At 64.1% G+C, this 18,972-nt stretch carries 11 protein-coding genes; 4 read left to right on the forward strand and 7 right to left on the reverse strand.

The annotated features are described in order from the left end of the window. Window positions 1–49 precede the first annotated feature (49 nt). Complete coding sequence (locus D0Y60_RS02100; RefSeq protein ID WP_117366477.1) at window positions 50–280, forward strand: ribbon-helix-helix domain-containing protein; 231 nt, start codon at window positions 50–52, stop codon at window positions 278–280. On the opposite strand, the gene D0Y60_RS02105 is transcribed toward D0Y60_RS02100, so the two are convergent. The 4 genes from D0Y60_RS02105 to D0Y60_RS02120 all read right to left on the reverse strand — a co-directional run bounded on the left by D0Y60_RS02105 (window position 273) and on the right by D0Y60_RS02120 (window position 9,967). Next, window positions 273–4,061 (reverse strand): AsmA-like C-terminal region-containing protein, encoded by a 3,789-nt coding sequence (locus tag D0Y60_RS02105; RefSeq protein WP_245409062.1) that lies wholly within the window; start codon window positions 4,059–4,061, stop codon window positions 273–275. The two genes, D0Y60_RS02100 and D0Y60_RS02105, sit on opposite strands and share 8 nt — an antisense overlap. 51 nt (window positions 4,062–4,112) lie before the next feature. After that, window positions 4,113–5,525: an FAD-linked oxidase C-terminal domain-containing protein gene (locus D0Y60_RS02110; RefSeq protein WP_117366478.1), complete on the reverse strand. Its 1,413-nt coding sequence runs from the start codon at window positions 5,523–5,525 to the stop codon at window positions 4,113–4,115. 93 nt (window positions 5,526–5,618) lie between these two features. Beyond that, a complete protein-coding gene (locus D0Y60_RS02115; protein ID WP_245409063.1) occupies window positions 5,619–8,771 on the reverse strand; it encodes an efflux RND transporter permease subunit in 3,153 nt (1,050 codons plus the stop codon). A 20-nt stretch (window positions 8,772–8,791) separates the two neighbouring features. Continuing rightward, window positions 8,792–9,967 carry an efflux RND transporter periplasmic adaptor subunit gene (locus tag D0Y60_RS02120; protein WP_117366480.1) on the reverse strand — a complete coding sequence of 392 codons (1,176 nt, stop codon included), beginning with the start codon at window positions 9,965–9,967 and terminating at the stop codon, window positions 8,792–8,794. 296 nt (window positions 9,968–10,263) lie between these two features. Here D0Y60_RS02120 and D0Y60_RS02125 point away from each other — a divergent pair, with 296 nt between their 5' ends. The 3 genes from D0Y60_RS02125 (at window position 10,264) to D0Y60_RS02135 (ending at window position 14,117) form a co-directional block, all read left to right on the forward strand. After that, window positions 10,264–11,085, forward strand: a complete 822-nt coding sequence (locus tag D0Y60_RS02125; RefSeq protein ID WP_117366481.1) for a cyclase family protein — start codon at window positions 10,264–10,266, stop codon at window positions 11,083–11,085. A 49-nt stretch (window positions 11,086–11,134) separates the two neighbouring features. Continuing rightward, window positions 11,135–11,548 (forward strand): carboxymuconolactone decarboxylase family protein, encoded by a 414-nt coding sequence (locus tag D0Y60_RS02130; RefSeq protein ID WP_117366482.1) that lies wholly within the window; start codon window positions 11,135–11,137, stop codon window positions 11,546–11,548. Between the two features lie 103 nt (window positions 11,549–11,651). Then, the gene (locus D0Y60_RS02135; RefSeq protein ID WP_117367038.1) at window positions 11,652–14,117 is read left to right on the forward strand and encodes a UvrD-helicase domain-containing protein; all 2,466 of its coding nucleotides are present in this window, start codon (window positions 11,652–11,654) and stop codon (window positions 14,115–14,117) included. 35 nt (window positions 14,118–14,152) lie between these two features. Here the strand turns inward: D0Y60_RS02135 and D0Y60_RS02140 are convergent, their stop codons facing one another. The 3 genes from D0Y60_RS02140 to D0Y60_RS02150 all read right to left on the reverse strand — a co-directional run bounded on the left by D0Y60_RS02140 (window position 14,153) and on the right by D0Y60_RS02150 (window position 18,913). Next, a complete protein-coding gene (locus tag D0Y60_RS02140) occupies window positions 14,153–15,856 on the reverse strand; it encodes a PAS domain-containing methyl-accepting chemotaxis protein (protein WP_117366483.1) in 1,704 nt (567 codons plus the stop codon). A gap of 183 nt (window positions 15,857–16,039) precedes the next feature. Beyond that, the gene (locus D0Y60_RS02145; protein WP_117366484.1) at window positions 16,040–17,242 is read right to left on the reverse strand and encodes a DUF2778 domain-containing protein; all 1,203 of its coding nucleotides are present in this window, start codon (window positions 17,240–17,242) and stop codon (window positions 16,040–16,042) included. 252 nt (window positions 17,243–17,494) lie between these two features. Beyond that, window positions 17,495–18,913: an amidase gene (locus D0Y60_RS02150; protein ID WP_245409064.1), complete on the reverse strand. Its 1,419-nt coding sequence runs from the start codon at window positions 18,911–18,913 to the stop codon at window positions 17,495–17,497. Window positions 18,914–18,972 lie beyond the last annotated feature (59 nt).

An 18,972-nucleotide genomic window follows, 5' to 3' on the forward strand; every position in this document is an offset into this window, starting at 1 on the left:
CGGAAAAACCGGAATCGATTTCCCAAACCCTTGAATCGATGCGCAAGGCATGATCCGCAAATATTCCACCACCCTGCACGGCCACCGCACGAGCTTTTCGCTGGAGCCGGCCTTCCACGACATGCTGAAGGGTATCGCCGACGGGCGAGCGCTACCGCTCGCCGCCCTCATCCGCGAGATCGACGATACGCGCGCCGTGGACGACAATCTCTCCTCGGCGCTACGGCTCTACGTGCTGGAATGGCTGAAGGAACGAGTGGCCGACAGCCCGGTCAGTTGACGCCCGGCAGGCCGTCGAAATTCAGCTGCCCACCATCGATCGGCGGCAGGTCCTCGCCGCGCTCGACATCCTCTCCGGGCGAGACCAGACGGCGCTGCTTCGCTTCATCTTCCGCCCTGCGCGCCTCTTCGGCCGCCCGCTGCTCGGCAAGCCGGCGCGCCTCCTGCTCGGCTTCCTTGAGACGGCGCGCGTCGTCCGCAGCCTTGCGGCGCACGCGCTCGGCCTCCTCGGCGGCGGCGCGCGTCGAACGCTCCTGCTCCAGCCGCTCAAGCGCTTCGGCCCTGCGGCGCGCCTCTTCCTCGGCCTGCAAACGTGTCGCCTCGGCAAGGGCCGCCCGCGCCTCGGCACGGGAACGGTAAAGCGCCGCCTCCCGACGAAGGCGCTGTTTTTCCAGCACATTGGCCTGCAACGTCTCGACCCGCCGGCGCTCCGTCTCGAAGCGGCGCAGCGACAGGAAATTCGCCAGCGGCTGCACGTCCATCTCGAAACCGGGCGCCTCGACAAGGCCGCGATAGCCGAGAACCACTTCCGGTTCGGCGCCCGCCAGCGCCTCCTCGCCCGCCTTGTAGCTGACGGCAAGCCGCGCCGTCATGGTATCGCCGGCAAGATCGACATCCGCATCGCCCGTCAGAGCCGCCTTCGCATCCTCGGCCGTCACGCTCTGCACGCGCAGCCTGCCGCCGGCCAGCGCAAAGGGAATGCGCACCTCGCCAAGGGCCGCTTCCTTCTGAAGAACCGCATCAACAGCGAAGTTTGCGACCCGTTCAGGCGTGACATCACCCTCGATACGGTCTGCATTCGCCAGTAGCATCGCCAGCGCCCCGGTATCGAGCCCGTGCAGCGTCAGGTCGGAAACGTGCACCTCGCCGGAACCGCTCGCGCCCTCAACCATACTCCTGATGCTCTTGCCGGAGGCATCGACGGCGAGCGTCACATCCGCCTTGCCGGTGGCGACGGCACCTTGTGGTCCGGTCCAGGCGATCTTCGACAGATCGGCGCCCGTCAGGCGTGCGCGCGCCTCGAAGAGGCCGTTCTCATCGGCATTGGCCACCTTGAGGCGGCCCGAAAGCCGCCCGCCGAGCCAGCCGCCGTCCATATCGTCGAGCGTCAGCTCGCCACCCTTCCACTGGAGATTGCCCTTGAAATCCTCAACCGCGCCGTAAAGCCCGGGCCAGAAGGAAACGGCCGACAGCGCGACGGAGACATCGGCGGCATCCTGCAGCGGCTGCACCAGCGGCGCGGTATTGAGCCCGCCCTCGACGACATCTTGCACCGGGCCGGCGATGGCCTCAGCCAGGAAGGCGAAATCGACCGTATCGAAATGCAGGGCGCCCGTACCTTTGAGCACGGTCGCCGCGCGATCGAAGCTTAGGTTACCGGAAAACGCGTTGCGGTCCGCTTGCCCGGCAATATGCGTGATAGCGACGGCTTCGGGACTGATCGCGACCGAGGCCTGCAAGGAGACCGGCAAGCCCGCGCCCGCCTGCGGCGCGGCAATGCCGTTCATCATCAGGTAGGGTTCGATGTCATCACTCTTGGCGGTGACGGCCAGCGTGCCGTCGAGGAACCGGTCGGCGGAAATCACTGCCGTACCCTTCGCCGAAATCGTCGTGCTGCCCGCGTTGAAGGCGGCCGATACCATTGCCGGCCCCCCCTGCGGCTGCGCCACGCGGAAGGTGGCGCTGGCGTCAGGCTCGCCGTCGAAGGGCAGCGGATCGAGCCCGATCTGCCCGGCGAGTACGACGGATTGCGGGTTGAACAGGCTGCCCTCCAACTCGAAGCGGCTGCCGGCCAGGAGATCGGCCAGCCTTTCCGCCGAGAGCTTCAATTCCAGACGCCCCTCGTTGACGGGGCCGGTAACGGTCAGCACCGCCGGCTTATCCTGCGCCATGGTCGCGCGGATGGAGAGGTCGGCATTGTCATAGTAGCCAGCATTGGCAATGAAACGGCTGAGAAGCGGATGGGCTGGCAGGTGCCGCGCAAGGAGATCGCCGACCGGCCGCATGGCTTGCGCCTTCAGCTTCACGTCGATGCCGGCGCTCGGCTCCAGCAGCGTTCCGCCAAGCGTGCCGCTGGCCGACAGGGTCGCCCCCTCGAGCGCGGCGACATCGAGATGGCTCAGCGTCAGCAAACCATCCTTCACCGACAGCGCCGCATTGACGCCGCTGGCCGTCTCACCGAAAGCGATGAAGCGATCCGCCTTGATATCCAGCGCCATCGCGTGGTCGGCCAGCGTGCCGAGCGAGGCATCGCCGGCGACGAGACCGGTGAGCGCTTGCAGAGATTCCAGCTGAACCTCGTTGCCGCGCAATTCCAAGGACAGGGTCGGCGCGGCATCGCTCCGGGATTCGCGTTCCAGCCGGCCGTTCAGCGACGCGCCGCCAATGGCGATTTCGAGATTCTCGAATCGCTGCAACGCATCGGTCAGGTTAACGTCGGCGGAAAACCCTGCCGTCTTCAGCTTGCGGATTTCCGGATCGACGGAGCCGGCAAGCCATGTGGCGAGGCCCGACGGCTGGTTCGACGCAACCAGCAGGTTGCCGACGAAGCCGCGGTTTTCGCGCAATGTCAGCCGCCCCTTCGCCTCCAGTGCGGTGCGTCCAGGCAGCTGCGCATCCGCGCGATCAATGCGCCAGCCATCGCCGTCGGGCTTCACGTCGAGGCGGATCTCGCGCACCGTCGTATCGCCCACAACAACGGCGGGCAGGAAAAGGCTGGCGCGGCCGGGCACCTGAGGGATCGGAATGTCGGCGGCGATCGCCAACAGCGCCTGAAGCCGCTGACGGGCGGAAAGCTGCGGGTCGCGGCCGGTCTTGCCGGTTTCGCCGCTCGCGCCGATACGCGAAACGTCGATCTGTTGGCCATCGGCGATCAACAGGAACTCCGGCGCGCGGCCGGTGTCTAGCGTCGCCTCGCCCGTCACCACATAGGGATCGGCGGCAGGCCCGGCTTCCAGCCGATATTCCGGAATGCGCACGCGCTCGTTGGAAAGCTCGAATTTGCCGGCTATGCGGATTGGATCGCCGGGCGCGTCGCCCTTCGGCCGCTGTTTCTCCGAAACGGTGAACCCGCCCTGATATTGCGGACGGAAATCGACGATCTTGAGCGCGCCGTCGAGATCGGCGGTGAAAGCGAGATTGTCGGGCACGATGCGGGTGCGCATGGAGAGCGCACCATTCTCCACTTGCCCGCTCGACAGCTGGAAAGCCCCGCTCTCGCCATCGAGCGCGCCGCGCCCATCGATGCGCCAGGGACCGGCCAGCGTTTTCGCCGAAATCTGCGCATCGAGCCCGGTGACATGGCGCGTGCGCCCCGTTTGCTCGTCGACGAATTCGATATCGCCGCCGATGATGGCGACATTTTCGAGAATGACGGTGCGGGCGGGAATATCCGACTTGCGGCCGCGCGCCCAGTCGAGCGTGCCGTCCTTGAAGAGCTTGATCCGCGCCTTCGGCTCCTCGATGCGCATATCGAAGATCAGTGCCTCGCCGGAGAGGAACGGCGCCAGTTCCGCATCCATCGAGAACCGCGCAACCTCGACCAGCGGCTTGCCCTCCTCCGGCGAGCCGACGCGCACGTCGTTTAGTGTCACGGACGGGAACGGGATAAGGCGGGCATCGACGCTGCCATGCACGGTGACGGGGCGGCCCATGATGCGGCTCGCCTCCCGCTCGAAATCCTGCCGGAAACTCGTCCAGTCGATGAAGAGCGGCGCCAGCAGCGCCGCAAAGAGCGCCACCACCACCAAGCCGCCACCGATAAGCATGATCCTAGAAAGCACGCCGCATGCCTCGAATTCCAATTACCTGCGTCAGGATAACGCGAAAGGCCGCTACAGGGTCGAAAAAATCTTGCCGGGATTAAGAATGTTGTCGGGATCAAGCGCCAGCTTGATCTGCTTCATCAGGGTCACCGTGCCGCCAAGCTCCGTCGGCAGGAAAGCCTGCTTGCCCTGGCCGATGCCATGTTCACCCGTGCAGGTGCCGTCCATGGAGAGCGCGCGGGCATTGAGACGGCCGACGAAGGCCTCGACCTTTTCCACATGGGCCGGGTCCTTGTCGTCGAAGACCACGCAGACATGGAAATTGCCGTCGCCGGCATGGCCGACGATCGGCGCCAGCAGACCATGGGCCTCTATGTCCCGCTCGGTCTCCGCCACGCAATCGGCCAGCCGCGAGATCGGCACGCAGACATCGGTCGCGATCGCCTCATAGCCGGGCCGCAGCGCCTTGGAAGCCCAATAGACATTGTGCCGGGCCTTCCAGAGCTTCGCCCGCTCCTCGGCGTCGGCGCTCCAGTGGAATTCGCCGCCGCCGCATTCGGCGGCGATCGCGCCGAAGTCTTCCGATTGCAGGCGCACGCTCTCCTCCGTGCCGTGGAACTCCACGAACAGAGTCGGCTGTTCCGGCAGGTCAAGCCCGGAATAGGCGTTGCAGGCCTTGATCTGCAAGGTGTTGAGCAATTCGATGCGGGCGACGGGAATGCCGAGCTGGATGGTCATGATCACCGCATTGCTGGCATCCTTCAGCGTCGGAAAACCGCAGATACCGCCGGCAATGACGGCCGGAATGCCTTGCAGGCGCAGGGTCACGGAGGTCAGGACACCAAGCGTTCCCTCCGCGCCGACGAGAAGGCGCGTGAGGTCGTAACCGGCGGAGGATTTGCGCGCCCGCCGGGCGGTGCGGATCTCCTCGCCGGTCGCCGTGACGGCGGTGACGGCGAGGACATTGTCCTTCATCGTGCCGTAGCGCACGGCATTGGTGCCGGAGGCGCGCGTCGAGGCCATGCCGCCGATCGACGCGTTGGCGCCGGGATCAATGGGGAAGAACAGGCCGGTATCGCGCAGATAGACGTTCAGCTCCTCGCGCGTGATACCGGGCTCGACGGTGCAATCGAGATCCTCGGCATTCACTTCGAGAACACGCTTCATATTGCTAAAATCGATCGAGATACCGCCGAAGGGGGCATTGACCTGCCCCTCCAGCGAGGAGCCGGTGCCGAAGGGGATGACGGGCACCTTGAGGTCCGCACAAAGCCCGACGACCGCCTTCACCTCCTCCGCGTTTTCCACGAAGACGACGGCATCGGGAAGCTGCGCTGGAATATAGGTGGTGGTATGGGCATGCTGCCCGCGGATCGCCTCGCCGGTCTGCAACCGCGTGCCGAAACGCTCCGAAAGTCGGGCCACCGCCTCCGCGATCCCTGTCTCGTTGCGCTGGCCCGTCCTGATATCCGCCAATGCCATGGTAAGGTCCTCACTCTCTGAGGTTTACTCAGCAAATTGACGCCCGGCTGTCCAGCCGCAATATCCGGTCATGCCAAGCATTTCCGGCGGCGGTCACTCCGCCGCCTGCGCCAGCGCCTCATCTTTCGGCTGCTCCTTCTCGCGAGCGCGCGCCAGCATCTCGGCATGCTGGAGCTCGGCGGCAAGGCGGCGCTCCTCGTCGGCATGCGGGCTGGTGAAGCGCGCGATGACCAAATAGGCGACCGGCGTCAAATAGAGCGTCACGACAGTCGCAAGACCGAGGCCGCCGACGAGAACCCAGCCAAGCGAGATGCGCGCCTCCGCGCCCGCCCCGCTTGCCAACACCAGCGGCACCGCACCGACGACGGTGGCGATCATCGTCATCAGGACCGGCCGCAGGCGGATGTTCGAGGCGTTTTCGATGGCGCTGCGGATATCCTGGCCCTGGTCACGCAGCTGGTTGGCGAATTCGACGATCAGAATACCGTTCTTCGCCATGATGCCGACTAGCAGCACAAGGCCGATCTGACTGTAGATATTCAGCGTCGTGCCGGTCAGGATCATCGCGAAGACGGCGCAGGCCAGCCCGAGCGGCACCGTAACCATGATGATCACAGCACTGACGAAACTCTCGAACTGCGCCGAAAGCACCAGGAAGATGATGGCGATGGCGAAGCCGAAGGTGATGATGAGGCCGCTCGAATTTTCCTGCAGCGATGCGGCTTCCGCCATCGGCATCAGGCGCGAGCCCTCGGGCAGCAGCGGTTGCGCCATCTCCTCGACCATGCTGAGCGCATCGCCAAGTGCCAGCCCATCCTTGAGTCCGGCGGAGAGCGAGACGGCGCGCAGCTGCTGCTCGCGCGAAAGCTGCGGCGCGACGGCCTTCTCCTCCAGGGACGCGATGGAGGACATCGGCACGATCTTGCCGTCGCCGGTCTTGAGGAAGATGTTTTCGAGGTCCATCGGATCGTTGATGGGTGTCGTCGTGGAGGACAGTTTGACGGGGTAGGACTGCCCGTCGACATAGATATCGACGACGCTCGTGCCCTCCAGCATCGCCTGCAAGGCGGAGGAAAGACCCGTGATATCGATCCCGAGATCGGCCGCGCGTTCGCGATCCACGGTCACCGAAAGCTGGGCCTGGTTGGCCTCGTAATTGAGCCGCACGTTTTCGAAACGGCCGCTGTCCTGGATTTTTCGCACCAGTTCCGCCGCGGCATTACCGAGCTTGGTATAGTCGTTGCCGACAAGCGCCACCTGCAGGCCGTTGCCGGCGCCGCGAATGCCGAGGCTGTTGGGCTGCTGCGCGAACGCGCGCACCGAGGGCACCTCGGCAACCACCTTGTTGATATCCTGCACGATTTGCTGTTGCGAACGCTCGCGCTCGCTCCAGGGCGCCAGCGTCAGCACCATGAAGCCGCTGTTGGTCGAGCCGCCCTGCCCGGAGATCGAGAAGATATTGACGATCTCGCCGCCGTCATAGAGTGGGCGCAGCTTGTCCTCGATGATCTTCATCTGGTCCTGCGCATATTCCAGCGAGACGCCCTGCGGCGCGTTGATGCGCAGCATCACCATCGAGCGGTCTTCAGTCGGCGTCAGCTCGGACTTGATGGTGAAGAACGAGGTGGCGCCCGCCGCCGTGAAGAGGAGCGCAACGATGAAGACGATGAAGGGCGCGCCGAGGCAGGCGCTGAGTGAAGCGCGGTAGAAGCGTGAGGCGGCACCGCCGATGCGGGCAAGGATGCCGGTATGTTCGTGCGTCATGTCCTTCGTCAGCATGCGCGAGGCGAGCATCGGGCAGAGCGTCAGCGCCACGAAGGAGGATAGCAGGATGGCGAAGGCGAGCACGAAGCCGAACTCGCGGAAGAGCCTCCCCGCCTGGCCGGGCAGAAAGGAGAGAGGCACGAAGACGGCGGCAAGTGTGGCCGTCGTCGCGATAACCGCAAAGAACACTTCCAGCGTGCCGAGAATGGCGGCAGCGCGCGGCTTCAGGCCCTCGGCCCGGCGGCGCACGATGTTTTCCAGCACCACGATGGCGTCGTCCACCACGAGGCCGGTCGCGAGCACGATCGCCAGCAGCGTCAGGATGTTGACGGAGAAACCCGCCATGTAGATTGCCGCGATGGTACCGATCAGTGCGATCGGCATGCTGATCGTCGGGATGAGCGTGGCTCGCCAGTCGAGCAGGAAGAGATAGATGACGAGCGTCACTATCAAGACGGCAACGACGAGCGCGATCTCCACCTCGTGGATCGCGCCGTCGATAAAGACGGCGTCGTCGCTGGTGATCTTGATCTGCGTGCCCTCGGGCAGGATCGTGCCGAACTGCGCCACCATCTGCTTGACGCCGGTTGAAATGTCGAGCGTGTTCGACTGCGCCTGGCGGATGATGCCGAGGCCGATGCCCTGCCGCCCGTTGGAGCGCAGTGCCGTCGAGCCCTCGTCCGGTCCGAGCGTGACCATGGCGACGTCGCCGAGGCGCACATGGTTCTTCAGGATGAGGTTTTCGAAATCGGACGGCTTTGTTAGATCGGCCGTGGCGCGGACCGTGATATCCTGGCTCTGGCTCTTCAGCGAACCCGCCGGCACGTCGAAGGCGGCGGTCGCGAGCGCATTGCGCAGGTCGGCCACCGTCAGCCCGCGTGCGGCAAGCTTCGCCTGATCGACATCGACACGGAAAATCTTCTCCTGATCGCCATAAACGGCGACGTCGGCCACGCCCTCGACGGAGGCAAGGCGGTCGGTGATCTCGTTTTCGGCCAGCAGCGTGAGGTCTTCCAGCGACAGCGTGTCGGAGGTCAGCGCAAGCCGCATGATCGGTTGGCTGTCCGCATCGGCCTTCACGACACGCGGGTCGTCGGCATCGTCGGGCAGCTGGTTCGTCACGCGGCCGAGCGCATCGCGCACGTCGTTGGCGGCCTGATTGATATCGGTCGTGTCGGAGAACTCCAGGGTCACGCGGCTGCGGCCGAAGGACGAGACGGAGGAGATTTTCTTGATGCCCTGCACGCGCGAAACGCCGCCCTCGACGACATCCGTGATCTCGCGGTCGATGGTTTCGGGCGACGCGCCATCGAAATCCGTGGTGACGGTGATGACCGGCTGGTCGACGGAGGGCAGTTCGCGAATTTCGACGCCAGTGAAAGCGGCAAGGCCGGCAATGATGATCAGCGTGTTGAGCACAAGGGCAAGGATCGGCCGGCGAATGAAAAGCGCGGTAAAGCCCGCCTTGCCGCCATCGTTCATCCCACTCGCCTCGCCCGACATCACGTGCCCTCCGCGACGGCGGGTTTGTCTTTCGTGGGCCGCTCTTCGGCGGTGCGCACCGCGCCACCCTGCCGCAGCGTCTGCACACCTTCGGTCACGATCGCGTCACCCTCGGCAAGCTCGGCCTTGACCAGCACCTTATCAGGATTGCGCTGCACGATATGGACGGGCACGCGCTCCACCTTATCGTCCTTCACGCGCCAGACATAGGACCCGTCGGCGCTCCACTGCAGCGAGAGCGGATCGACGCTCGGATAGAGATCGCCGGCAAAGCGCATGGTCACCTGGAAGGACATGCCGGCGCGCAGCACGTCGTCGGGATTGGCGATGCGCGCGCGGACGCGCAACGTGCGGCTTTCCTGGTCGATGCGGTTGTCGATCGCCTGCACCTTGCCGGTGAAGGTCTCGCCCGGCCGCGCGACGGCTGTCGCACTCACCTCCCCGCCGACCTTGACGCTCACGGCAAACCGCTCCGGCACCCAGTAATCGACGAGGATTTCCGACCTGTCGTCGATGCGGGCAATGGCGGTGGAGGTCGTGACATAGTCGCCGGGATTGACGGAGATGATACCGACCACGCCGCTATAGGGTGCGGTGATATCACGGCGGCGCAGCGTCAGTTCGGCGTTCTGCAAAGCAAGCTCCGCCGCCTTCAGCGCGGTCTGCGCATCCTGCAGGTCGGCCGTGCTGGTGGAGGACCGCAGGTTTTCCAGGCGTTTAAGCTTCTGCTGGGCCGCTTCGACGGTGACGCGCGCCTGATCGGCAGCGATCTTCTGCTCGTCGCTGTCGAGCCGGGCGATGACCGCCCCCTGCTCCACGCGCGTTCCGGATTCGACGAGGACTTCTGTAAGATTGCCGGTAGCATAGGGCGTGACCGTCACCGTGCGGATCGCCTCGCCGTCGCCGATGGCGTTCAGCCGATCGTTGACGGTTGCCATGGCGACCGGCCTGGTGGCGACAAGCGTCGGCCCGCCGCCGAAACCACCGCGACGGCCGCTTCCCTGATTTCCGTCATCTGCCTTTTCATCGGAAGCCGGCGCGATGGCCGCGACGAGCGACGCCGGCAGGCCGGCGGCCGTCAGCACTCCGTTTGCACCGGGAGCGAAGCGACCCCAGAGCAGGACCCCGGCCGAAATGACGCCAAGGCCGATAAGGAGCTGTTTCCAAACCCGCATGCACTCTTTCTCCGATGGAAGCGAACGTCACCTTTTGCAGTGCGACATAGGGCAAGTATCCCGTTTTGGAAATGAACCGGCAATGAAAGAATCGGATCATTACGGAATTGTAAGATTGAAGGTTCGATCCGTTACCGAAATGTAAGAAAACGTGGAGAAATCTTCCCTCGCCGCGCCCTATCCGAGCATAGGCGTGACTGGACGCTCCTTTCCCTTGTGATAGCGTTTCCATCGGCTCGTAGGCCGCGAACTATTTCAGTATTCTTTCATAAACCTATCGAACGAGAGGGGAAACCATGTGCGACGCTTGCATTATTGACTCCGTGAAATCCCGCATGCTTTCGAGACGCAGCTTCTTCCGCGCCGCCGCTGCGGGCGGAGCGGCCGTTGCCGCCGCAAGTTCCGGCGCGCTGAGCCCCGCGCTCGCTCAGACGCCAACGAAGGTGACGGACCTGACGCACGAGCTCTACGAGGATTTCCCGACCTTCTTCGGCCAGCAGCAGTTCTGGCGCGAGCAGAAGTTCAATTACAAGGAACACAAGTTCAATCTCTTCGAGCTGCGCGTCAACGAACACACCGGCACGCATCTCGATGCGCCGCTGCACTTTTCCGAGGACGGCACGTCGGTCGCCGAAATCCCGGTCTCCGATCTCGTCGTGCCGCTCGCCGTCATCGATATCAGGGCAAAGGCCGACGCCAACCCGGATGCGCAGCTGACGCCCGACGATATCAAGGCCTGGATCGCAGCCAATGGCGACCTGCCGGAGAAAGCCTGCGTGGCGCTCAACTCCGGCTGGGGCAAACATCTCGGCACCGACAAGTTCCGCAATGCCGATGCCGAGGGCAAGATGCACTTTCCCGGCTTCCATGTCGAAGCCGTGCAATATCTCGCGGAAAATTCCAGCGCCGTCGGCATCGCCGTCGACACGCTCTCGCTCGACTACGGGGTCTCACCGGATTTCGCCACGCACTATGCCTGGCTCTCCTCCGGCCATTGGGGGCTTGAAGGCGCGGCCAATCTGGATCAGCTTCCGGCAAAGGGCGCCACGATCTTCGTCGGCGCGCCAAAAGTGCGCGGCGGCACGGGCGGCCCGTCACGCGTCTTCGCCCTCGCCTGATACCTGCCGGCCGGCGGTTCGCCGCCGGCCTTTTCCGGAGGAGACACCCATGAGCACCATCAAGCCAGCCGAAGACATCGAAGCGGATCCACGCGTCAAGGCGGTCTTCGACGATATCCGCGCCGTCAGGAAATCGGATTTCGTCAACAATATGTGGCGCTACCTCGCCTTCGATCCGGCGCTGCTGGAGCGCACCTGGGCGGAGGTGAAGGCCGTAATCGCGACGCCCTCGACGCTCGATCCGCTGGTCAAGGAAATGCTCTATATCGCCGTCTCCGTCACCAACGGCTGCTCCTACTGCGTCCACTCCCACACTGCCGCCGCCAAGGCCAAGGGCATGACGGATGCGCAATATGGCGAACTGCTCGCCATCATCTCGCTTGCCGGCAAGACGAACCAGTTGGCGACAGCGCTGCAATTGCCCGTGGATGCCGTGTTCGATGCGGAGCGTGCAAAGCCCTGAGCCGGCGGCGCTTTCCACAATCTCTGGGCCAATCTTTTTCCCTGCGGAATAAAAGCAGAACGGAAAACTGGTCTTTCGGACCCGAATCACTACATTGAGCCGCATGATCAGCGGTTACGACGACATTCCCTTCTTCGATGAAGACCCGCAGCTCGGCGCCAAGCCCACCGCCCCGGCCAAGCCGGCGGGCGGTATCGGCATTGCCGCACGCGCCATGGCAGCCCGCGATGCGCAGCGCGCGCCGGACTACCTGTCCGGCCTGAACCCCGAACAGCGCGAGGCGGTCGAGACCGTCGACGGCCCCGTTCTGGTGCTTGCCGGCGCCGGTACCGGCAAGACGCGCGTGCTCACCACCCGCATCGCCCATATCCTCGCCACCGGCCGCGCCTTCCCAAGCCAGCTGCTTGCCGTGACCTTCACCAACAAGGCGGCGCGCGAGATGAAAGAGCGCATCGGCCTGCTTGTCGGCGGCGCTGTCGAGGGCATGCCGTGGCTCGGCACCTTCCACTCGATCGGCGTGAAACTCCTGCGCCGCCATGCCGAACTCGTCGGCCTGCGCTCGGATTTCTCGATCCTCGACACCGACGACGTCGTGCGCCTGATCAAGCAGATCCTCCAGGCCGAGAGCATCGACGACAAGCGCTGGCCGGCCAAACAGTTCGCCGGCATGATCGACGGCTGGAAAAACAAGGGTCTCGATCCGGCGCAGATTCCGGAAGGCGACGCCCGCGCCTTCGCCAACGGCAAGGGCCGCGAACTCTACGTCGCCTATCAGAACCGCCTGAAGACGCTGAACGCCTGCGACTTCGGCGACCTTCTGTTGCACCCGATCCGCATGTTCCGCGCCAATCCGGATGTGCTGGCCGAGTATCATCAGAAATTCCGCTATATCCTCGTCGACGAATATCAGGACACCAACACCGCCCAATATATGTGGCTGCGCCTGCTTGCCCAGCGCCCCAAGGGCACGCCGCAGAATGTCTGCTGCGTCGGCGACGACGACCAGTCGATCTATGGCTGGCGCGGCGCGGAGGTGGACAACATCCTGCGCTTCGAGAAGGATTTTCCCGGCGCCAAAGTCATCAAGCTGGAGCGCAACTATCGCTCGACGGCCCATATCCTCGGCGCCGCCGGCCATCTGATCGCCCACAACGAGGATCGGCTCGGCAAAACGCTCTTCACCGACCGGCACGATCCTGACGATGACAAGGTCATCGTTCACGCGGCCTGGGATTCGGAAGAAGAGGCGCGCGCCGTCGGCGAGGAGATCGAGCAGCTCCAGCGCAAGCAGCACAAGCTCAACGACATGGCGATCCTGGTTCGCGCCTCCTTCCAGATGCGCGAATTCGAAGACCGTTTCGTCACGCTCGGCGTCAATTACCGCGTCATCGGCGGTCCGCGCTTCTACGAGCGGCTCGAAATCCGCGATGCCATGGCCTATCTGCGCCTCGTCAGCCAGCCGGCCGACGACCTCGCTTTCGAGCGTATCGTCAATACGCCCAAGCGCGGCCTTGGCGATACGACGATCCGCAACCTGCATGACTATGCCCGCGCCCGCGACATCCCCATGCTCGCCGCCGCGGCCGATATCATCGAGACGGACGAGCTGAAGCCGAAGGCACGCAAGGCGCTGTTCGACGTCGTCACGGATTTCCGCCGCTGGCAATCGCTGCTGGAGACCACGCCGCACACCGAGCTTGCCGAGCAGATCCTCGACGAGAGCGGCTATACCGCCATGTGGCAGGCGGACAAATCGGCCGAAGCGCCGGGCCGGCTGGAAAACCTCAAGGAACTCATCCGCTCGATGGAAGCGTTCGAATCGCTGCGCGGCTTCCTCGATCACGTTTCGCTCGTCATGGATGCCGAACAGAACGCGGATCTGGATGCCGTCTCGATCATGACCCTGCATTCGGCCAAGGGCCTCGAATTCGAGACCGTCTTTTTGCCCGGCTGGGAGGAAGGTCTCTTCCCCCATCAGCGCGCGCTGGATGAAGGCGGCCGCTCCGGCCTCGAGGAAGAGCGGCGCCTCGCCTATGTCGGTATCACGCGCGCCAAGCGCCGCTGCCACATCTGGTTCGTTTCCAACCGCCGCATCCACGGCCTCTGGCAATCGACCCTGCCCTCGCGCTTCCTCGACGAATTGCCGGAAGGCCATGTCGAAGTGGCGGAAGTCGAGCAATCCTATGGCGGTTATGGCCGGGGCGGCGGCTATGGCCAGTCGCGCTTCGACAAGCAGGAGCCGTTCCAGAACGCCTATTCGACGCCCGGCTGGCGTCGGGCGCAGGCCAACCGCACCGATGCCACGCGCGACAACTGGGGCTCACGCTCCGGCCACGCGGTGGAGCGCATCGGTTATGGCGAAAGCGGCCCGCGCTCGAAGACGATCGACGGGGAACTGGTGGCGAAGTCCACCATGAGCGAACCGTCGAAATTCGCCGTCGGCGATCGGGTCTTCCATATGAAGTTCGGCAACGGCAATGTGTCGGCCATCGAAGGCAACAAGCTGACCATCGATTTCGACCGCGCCGGCCAGAAACGCGTGCTCGACGGTTTCGTCAACAAGGCGTGACGGGGCCACCTGCCGGCCCCGCTCTTTTTCCGTCTTCAGGATGCTTTACGCATCGTCCCCAGACGCGCGGCGCGCTCTTCCGGCGTCCAGATTTCGCTACCGTCCCGGCGGCGGGCGCGGCGGTTGAGCTGGAAGCGGTTCACCAGCTCGCTGAGCGTGATGGCGCCTTCCGCAAGGCTCTGGCTGGTCGCGGTCGTGTGCTCGACCATGGCGGCGTTTTCCTGTGTGATGCGGTCGACGTCGCTGACCGCCGCGCTGATCTCCTCCAGGCCGCTCGCCTGCTCGGCGGCGGAGGTGGCGATGGCATCGACATTGTGGTCGATCTCTTCGACAAAGGTCTCGATCTCCCGCAGCGCCCGGCCGGTTTCACCGACGAGCCGCACGCCCTCCTGCACTTCCGCGCTGGAATTGGTGATCAGCGTCTTGATCTCGCGCGCCGCCTTGGCGGACCGCTGCGCAAGTTCCCGCACCTCCTGCGCGACCACGGCGAAACCCCTGCCAGCCTCACCGGCACGCGCGGCCTCGACACCGGCATTCAGCGCCAGAAGGTTCGTCTGGAAGGCGATTTCATCGATCACGCCGATAATCTGGACGATCTCGCTCGATGCAGCCTCGATTCGCTGCATGGCACTCACCGTGTCGTTCACGACATTCGCCGATGTGTTGGCCGAAAGACGGGCATCTTGCACAAGCTTGCGAGTCTCGCGGGTGCGCTCCGTCGAGGAGCGAACGGCAACCGTCGCCTGCGTCAGTGCGGCCGCAGTCTCTTCGAGCGCGACGGCCTGCTGGCGTGTGCGCTCGGAAAGGTCTTCGGCCGCCTTGCGCATGGCCTGTCCGCTGCGGTTCTGCGTATAAGTCTGGTCGAGAACCTGCGAGAGGGTTTCCTGGAACGCGCCGATCGAATTGTTGAAGTCGCGCCTGAGCGGCTCGAATTCCGGAATGAAGTCGTTGTCGATCGTCATGCGGATATTGCACTCGGCCAGACGACCAAGACCCGCGCCGATCTCCTCGATCGCCCGCACGCGCTCTGTCACGTCGGTCGCGAACTTCACGACCTTGAAAACCCGGCCGTCGGCATCGAGGATCGGATTGTAGGAAGCCTGGATGTGGATCTTGCCGCCGCCCTTGGCGATACGCGTGAACTGGTCGGAAACGAAATGTCCCTCGGCAAGCCGCTTCCAGAAGTCGCGATAGGCCGCACTTGCTACCTGCTCGGGCTGACAGAACATGGAATGATGCCGGCCGACGATCTCGGACAACTGATAGCCGAGTGCCGACAGGAAATTGCCGTTGGCCGTGAGGATCTTTCCGTCGGGGGTGAACTCGATGATGGCCTGCGCGCGGCTGAGCGCCGTTAGCTTGCCGTCGTCCTCCATCGCCTTTCGCTTGGCGGCAGTGATGTCGGTCGCGAACTTCACGACCTTGTAAGGTTTGCCGCCGCGGAAGACCGGGTTGTAGGACGCCTCGATCCAGATTTCGCGGCCGCCCTTGGCAACACGCTTGTACTGGCGCTGGTCAAAGCGTCCCTCGGCCAACTGCGCCCAGAAGGCCGCATAGTCCGCCGAGCGCGCCTCTTCCGGCTCAACGAAGATCCGGTGATGTTTGCCGACGATCTCCGAAAGCTCGTAGCCGACTGCATCGAGGAAATTCTTGTTGGCATGCAGGATCTTGCCCGTCAGATCGAATTCGATGATCGCCTGCGACTTGTTCATCGCGGCAAGCACGGCGCGGGCATTCATTCCAAAATCGAAAGTAGTCACGTTCGCTCCCCAAACCGGTGGATTTGGCAAGAAATGACCGAAAATTGTTAGCGTTCGCTAAACCAAACCGTTGTTGCGCATAACATTTGCAAGAAAAGTACGACAAAACAAAAAACGGCGCCCACAGGCGCCGTTTTTTGAAGAGAAAGGTTCGCGATCAGGTCAGGCGCCAGCCTTGCGGTAGAGCGCAGCCAATTGCGTGCGGGAGGACGGGATTTCCGGCACCACGACCATCATCGTGATGTGGCCGCGCTTGAAGGCGTTGAGGAACGGCTCGTAGTTCTGGAAGGCAACGCAGCCATGCGAGCCCTTCTGGCCACGCAGAAGATTGGTGTGGGTCAGAAGCCCCGTGCGGTTCTTCGGATCGCGCCCGTCGACAGAGAGCATGCGAATGGCTTCAACGCCGTGGAAACGCTGCTCGCGCATTCTGAGGCGGTAGATGCCGGCCGGCGTCGGGCCTGTCATCTTGATATGCTCGTAGTCCGGGTTGTCGCGCATCTTGCCGATGCCGGAATGGGCGCGCAGCTTCGTGCCATCTGGCATGTAGACCGTCGCGTTGGAGACGTCATAGATCGCGACCTTCGTGCCACGGCCCGGCCAGCCGGTGCTGGAACCCTTGCTCTTGAAGAGGTCGCCGAACAGCGAACGCTCGGGCTTCACGAGCGCGACGTCTTCTTGCCTGTCCTTCGCCTTGGCATCGTCGCGCTTGTTGGTGCGCGCAACGGGCTTTTCCTCGACGACGGGCTTTTCGATGGTGACGGTCTCAAGCGCCGGCCGCGCTTCCGGAAGCGGAATTTCGCTGAGGAGGTTTTCCTCCTCCACATCCGGCTTCTTCATGACGAGGCCGAAGGGTTGGATGTCCTTGCGGGCGGATTGATCCTCGATGAGCGCGGTGACGAGCGTCGGCTGGCCGGTAATGGCCTTTTCCTGCTCGACCGAACGCTCGGCGCGGGCCACGGCTGCGTCGATCATCGCGGCCTTCGCTTTTTCGCGCTTCACGACGGCGGCAAGCTGCAGGGAAATCTTGCGCTGGTGCGCGACCTGGATCGCCTCGGCGGTCAGAAGCTTCTGGCGAAGCTCGCTTTCGGACGGCTTGGAAAGACGGCCGAACTTCTGGATTTTCAGCGAGCGTTCGGCGCTGTTCCTGTCCGTCGCGAGCGACGCGACATGAAGGGGAGCCGAAAGGCTTTTCTTACCCTCGGAGAGCGAAGAGGCCGCATGCTGCATTGCGCCGAGCGTCGAGACGACGGCCCAGGCGGACCCGGCGATGACGCCGCAGGCAAGCAATGCGCTGAGAAGGATACCGCCGGAACGACCCGAACGGGTTTTCGCCGCGGAACGCGCGGAACTGTACACAGACGCCATGATACTCGTTACCCGAAACTCGTTACTCGACGCAGCCGCGGAAACAACACTCCGAGAGCCGCTACGCTGGCGGCGGTGGGAGCAACGGGCTCCAGAGTTCCGCCGAACGAGCAAAGAATGACGAAATATGGTAAGCAATTCCTAAACGGCGCCTCGTGTTTTTGAAGGAGTTTGCTGGGCAGTCCTCACCACCCGGCGAAATTGCCCTCTCACGAGAATGCGGCGCTCGCGTGTCCGAACGCCGCCCCATCCCTAGAATTGGGGATGCCGGCTTAACCAGTCGGTCGCTTTTTCGTAAGCCGCGGCCGCCGAGAGCACATCCCGGTCCGCCCGCGCCGGACCGATGATCTGGATGCCGGCCGGCAAGCCGTTGTCGCCGAAGCCCGCCGGCATGGCCGCAACGGGCAGGCCCGCGAGCGTCGGGCCAATTACCACCTCCATCCAGCGGTGATAGGTATCCATCGCCCGCCCGCCGACCGTCTTCGGCCAGTCCATCTCGGCATCGAAGGGGAAGACCTGCGCGGAGGGCAGAATCAGGAAATCGTACTTTTCGAAGAGGCCGGCGACATGGCGGTGCCAGTCGCTGCGCGCCAGCGAGGCGGCATAGACGTCCTTTGCCGTAAGCTGGTGGCCGTTCTCGATCTCCCAGATCATCTCGGGCTTCATGTTGGCCCGCTTTGCCGGATCGGCATAATCGGCCGCCTGACCGTTGGCGACGAGGAAATGGCGCAGCGTACGCCACGTCTGCCAGAGCCTGTCCATATCGAAATCGGGCGCGACCTCCTCGACGGTGCAGCCAAGCCCGCGGAAAACATCGAGCGAGGCGCGGCAAAGCTCCAGCACGCCGGGCTCGAAGGGCAGGAAGCCACCGAAATCGCCAAGCCAGCCGATGCGGGCGTCCGCGAGATCGCGGTGCGGGTCATAGGCCAGGCTTTCATCGGTCAAAGACAGCGGGTCGCGCGGATCATGCCCGGCCTGCGTGGCAAACAGCGCGGCGACATCGGCAACGGTGCGGCCCATCGGACCATTGACGGCCAGCTGGCCGAGGAAGAGCTCATTGCCGAGCGAGGGAATGCGGCCGAAGGACGGGCGGAAGCCGATGACATTGTTGAAGCCCGCCGGGTTGCGCAGCGAGCCCATCATGTCGGAACCGTCGGCGACCGGCAGGATTTGCGCCGCAAGCCCCGCCGCTGCACCGCCGGAGGAGCCCCCGGCGCTCTTGGCCGTATCATAGGGATTGCGCGTGACGCCGAAGACCGGATTGTAGCTGTGCGAGCCCAGGCCCATTTCCGGCGCATTGGTCTTGCCGATGATGATGGCACCCGCCGCGCGGATGCGCTCGACATGGATATCGTCATAGTCGGGCACGAAATCCGCATAGTTCGCCGAGCCGAAGGAGCAGAGGATGCCCTTCGCCTCGGAAAGGTCTTTCACGGCGAAGGGAATGCCGTGCAGCCAGCCGTGGTATTCGCCCGCCGAGAGCGCCCGGTCGGCCTCGTCAGCCTCGGCGAGAAGTTCCTCTGCCGGGCGCAGGCTCACGATGGCGTTGATGCGGGGATTGATCGCTGCAATACGGTCTAGATAGGCCGTCATCACGCTTCGGCAGGTCAGCCGGCGTTCGGCGATGGCGGCGGAAAGGGCAAGGGCGGAAAGGGCGGTGATGTCCTGCAAGGTCGGCTCCGGCATTTGTGTGTGACAGAGCTAGCAGGCCGTTTGCGGGAGCGCCAGCC

Source organism: Shinella sp. WSJ-2 (genome assembly GCF_003432075.1).
GTDB lineage: Bacteria > Pseudomonadota > Alphaproteobacteria > Rhizobiales > Rhizobiaceae > Shinella.

Coding starts and splice junctions, on each gene's coding strand:
- D0Y60_RS02100 (WP_117366477.1), top strand. CDS start 50: ATGATCCGCAAATATTCCACCACCCTGCACGGCCACCGCACGAGCTTT.
- D0Y60_RS02110 (WP_117366478.1), bottom strand. CDS start 5,525: ATGGCATTGGCGGATATCAGGACGGGCCAGCGCAACGAGACAGGGATC.
- D0Y60_RS02115 (WP_245409063.1), bottom strand. CDS start 8,771: ATGAACGATGGCGGCAAGGCGGGCTTTACCGCGCTTTTCATTCGCCGG.
- D0Y60_RS02120 (WP_117366480.1), bottom strand. CDS start 9,967: ATGCGGGTTTGGAAACAGCTCCTTATCGGCCTTGGCGTCATTTCGGCC.
- D0Y60_RS02125 (WP_117366481.1), top strand. CDS start 10,264: ATGTGCGACGCTTGCATTATTGACTCCGTGAAATCCCGCATGCTTTCG.
- D0Y60_RS02130 (WP_117366482.1), top strand. CDS start 11,135: ATGAGCACCATCAAGCCAGCCGAAGACATCGAAGCGGATCCACGCGTC.
- D0Y60_RS02135 (WP_117367038.1), top strand. CDS start 11,652: ATGATCAGCGGTTACGACGACATTCCCTTCTTCGATGAAGACCCGCAG.
- D0Y60_RS02140 (WP_117366483.1), bottom strand. CDS start 15,856: ATGAATGCCCGCGCCGTGCTTGCCGCGATGAACAAGTCGCAGGCGATC.
- D0Y60_RS02145 (WP_117366484.1), bottom strand. CDS start 17,242: ATGGCGTCTGTGTACAGTTCCGCGCGTTCCGCGGCGAAAACCCGTTCG.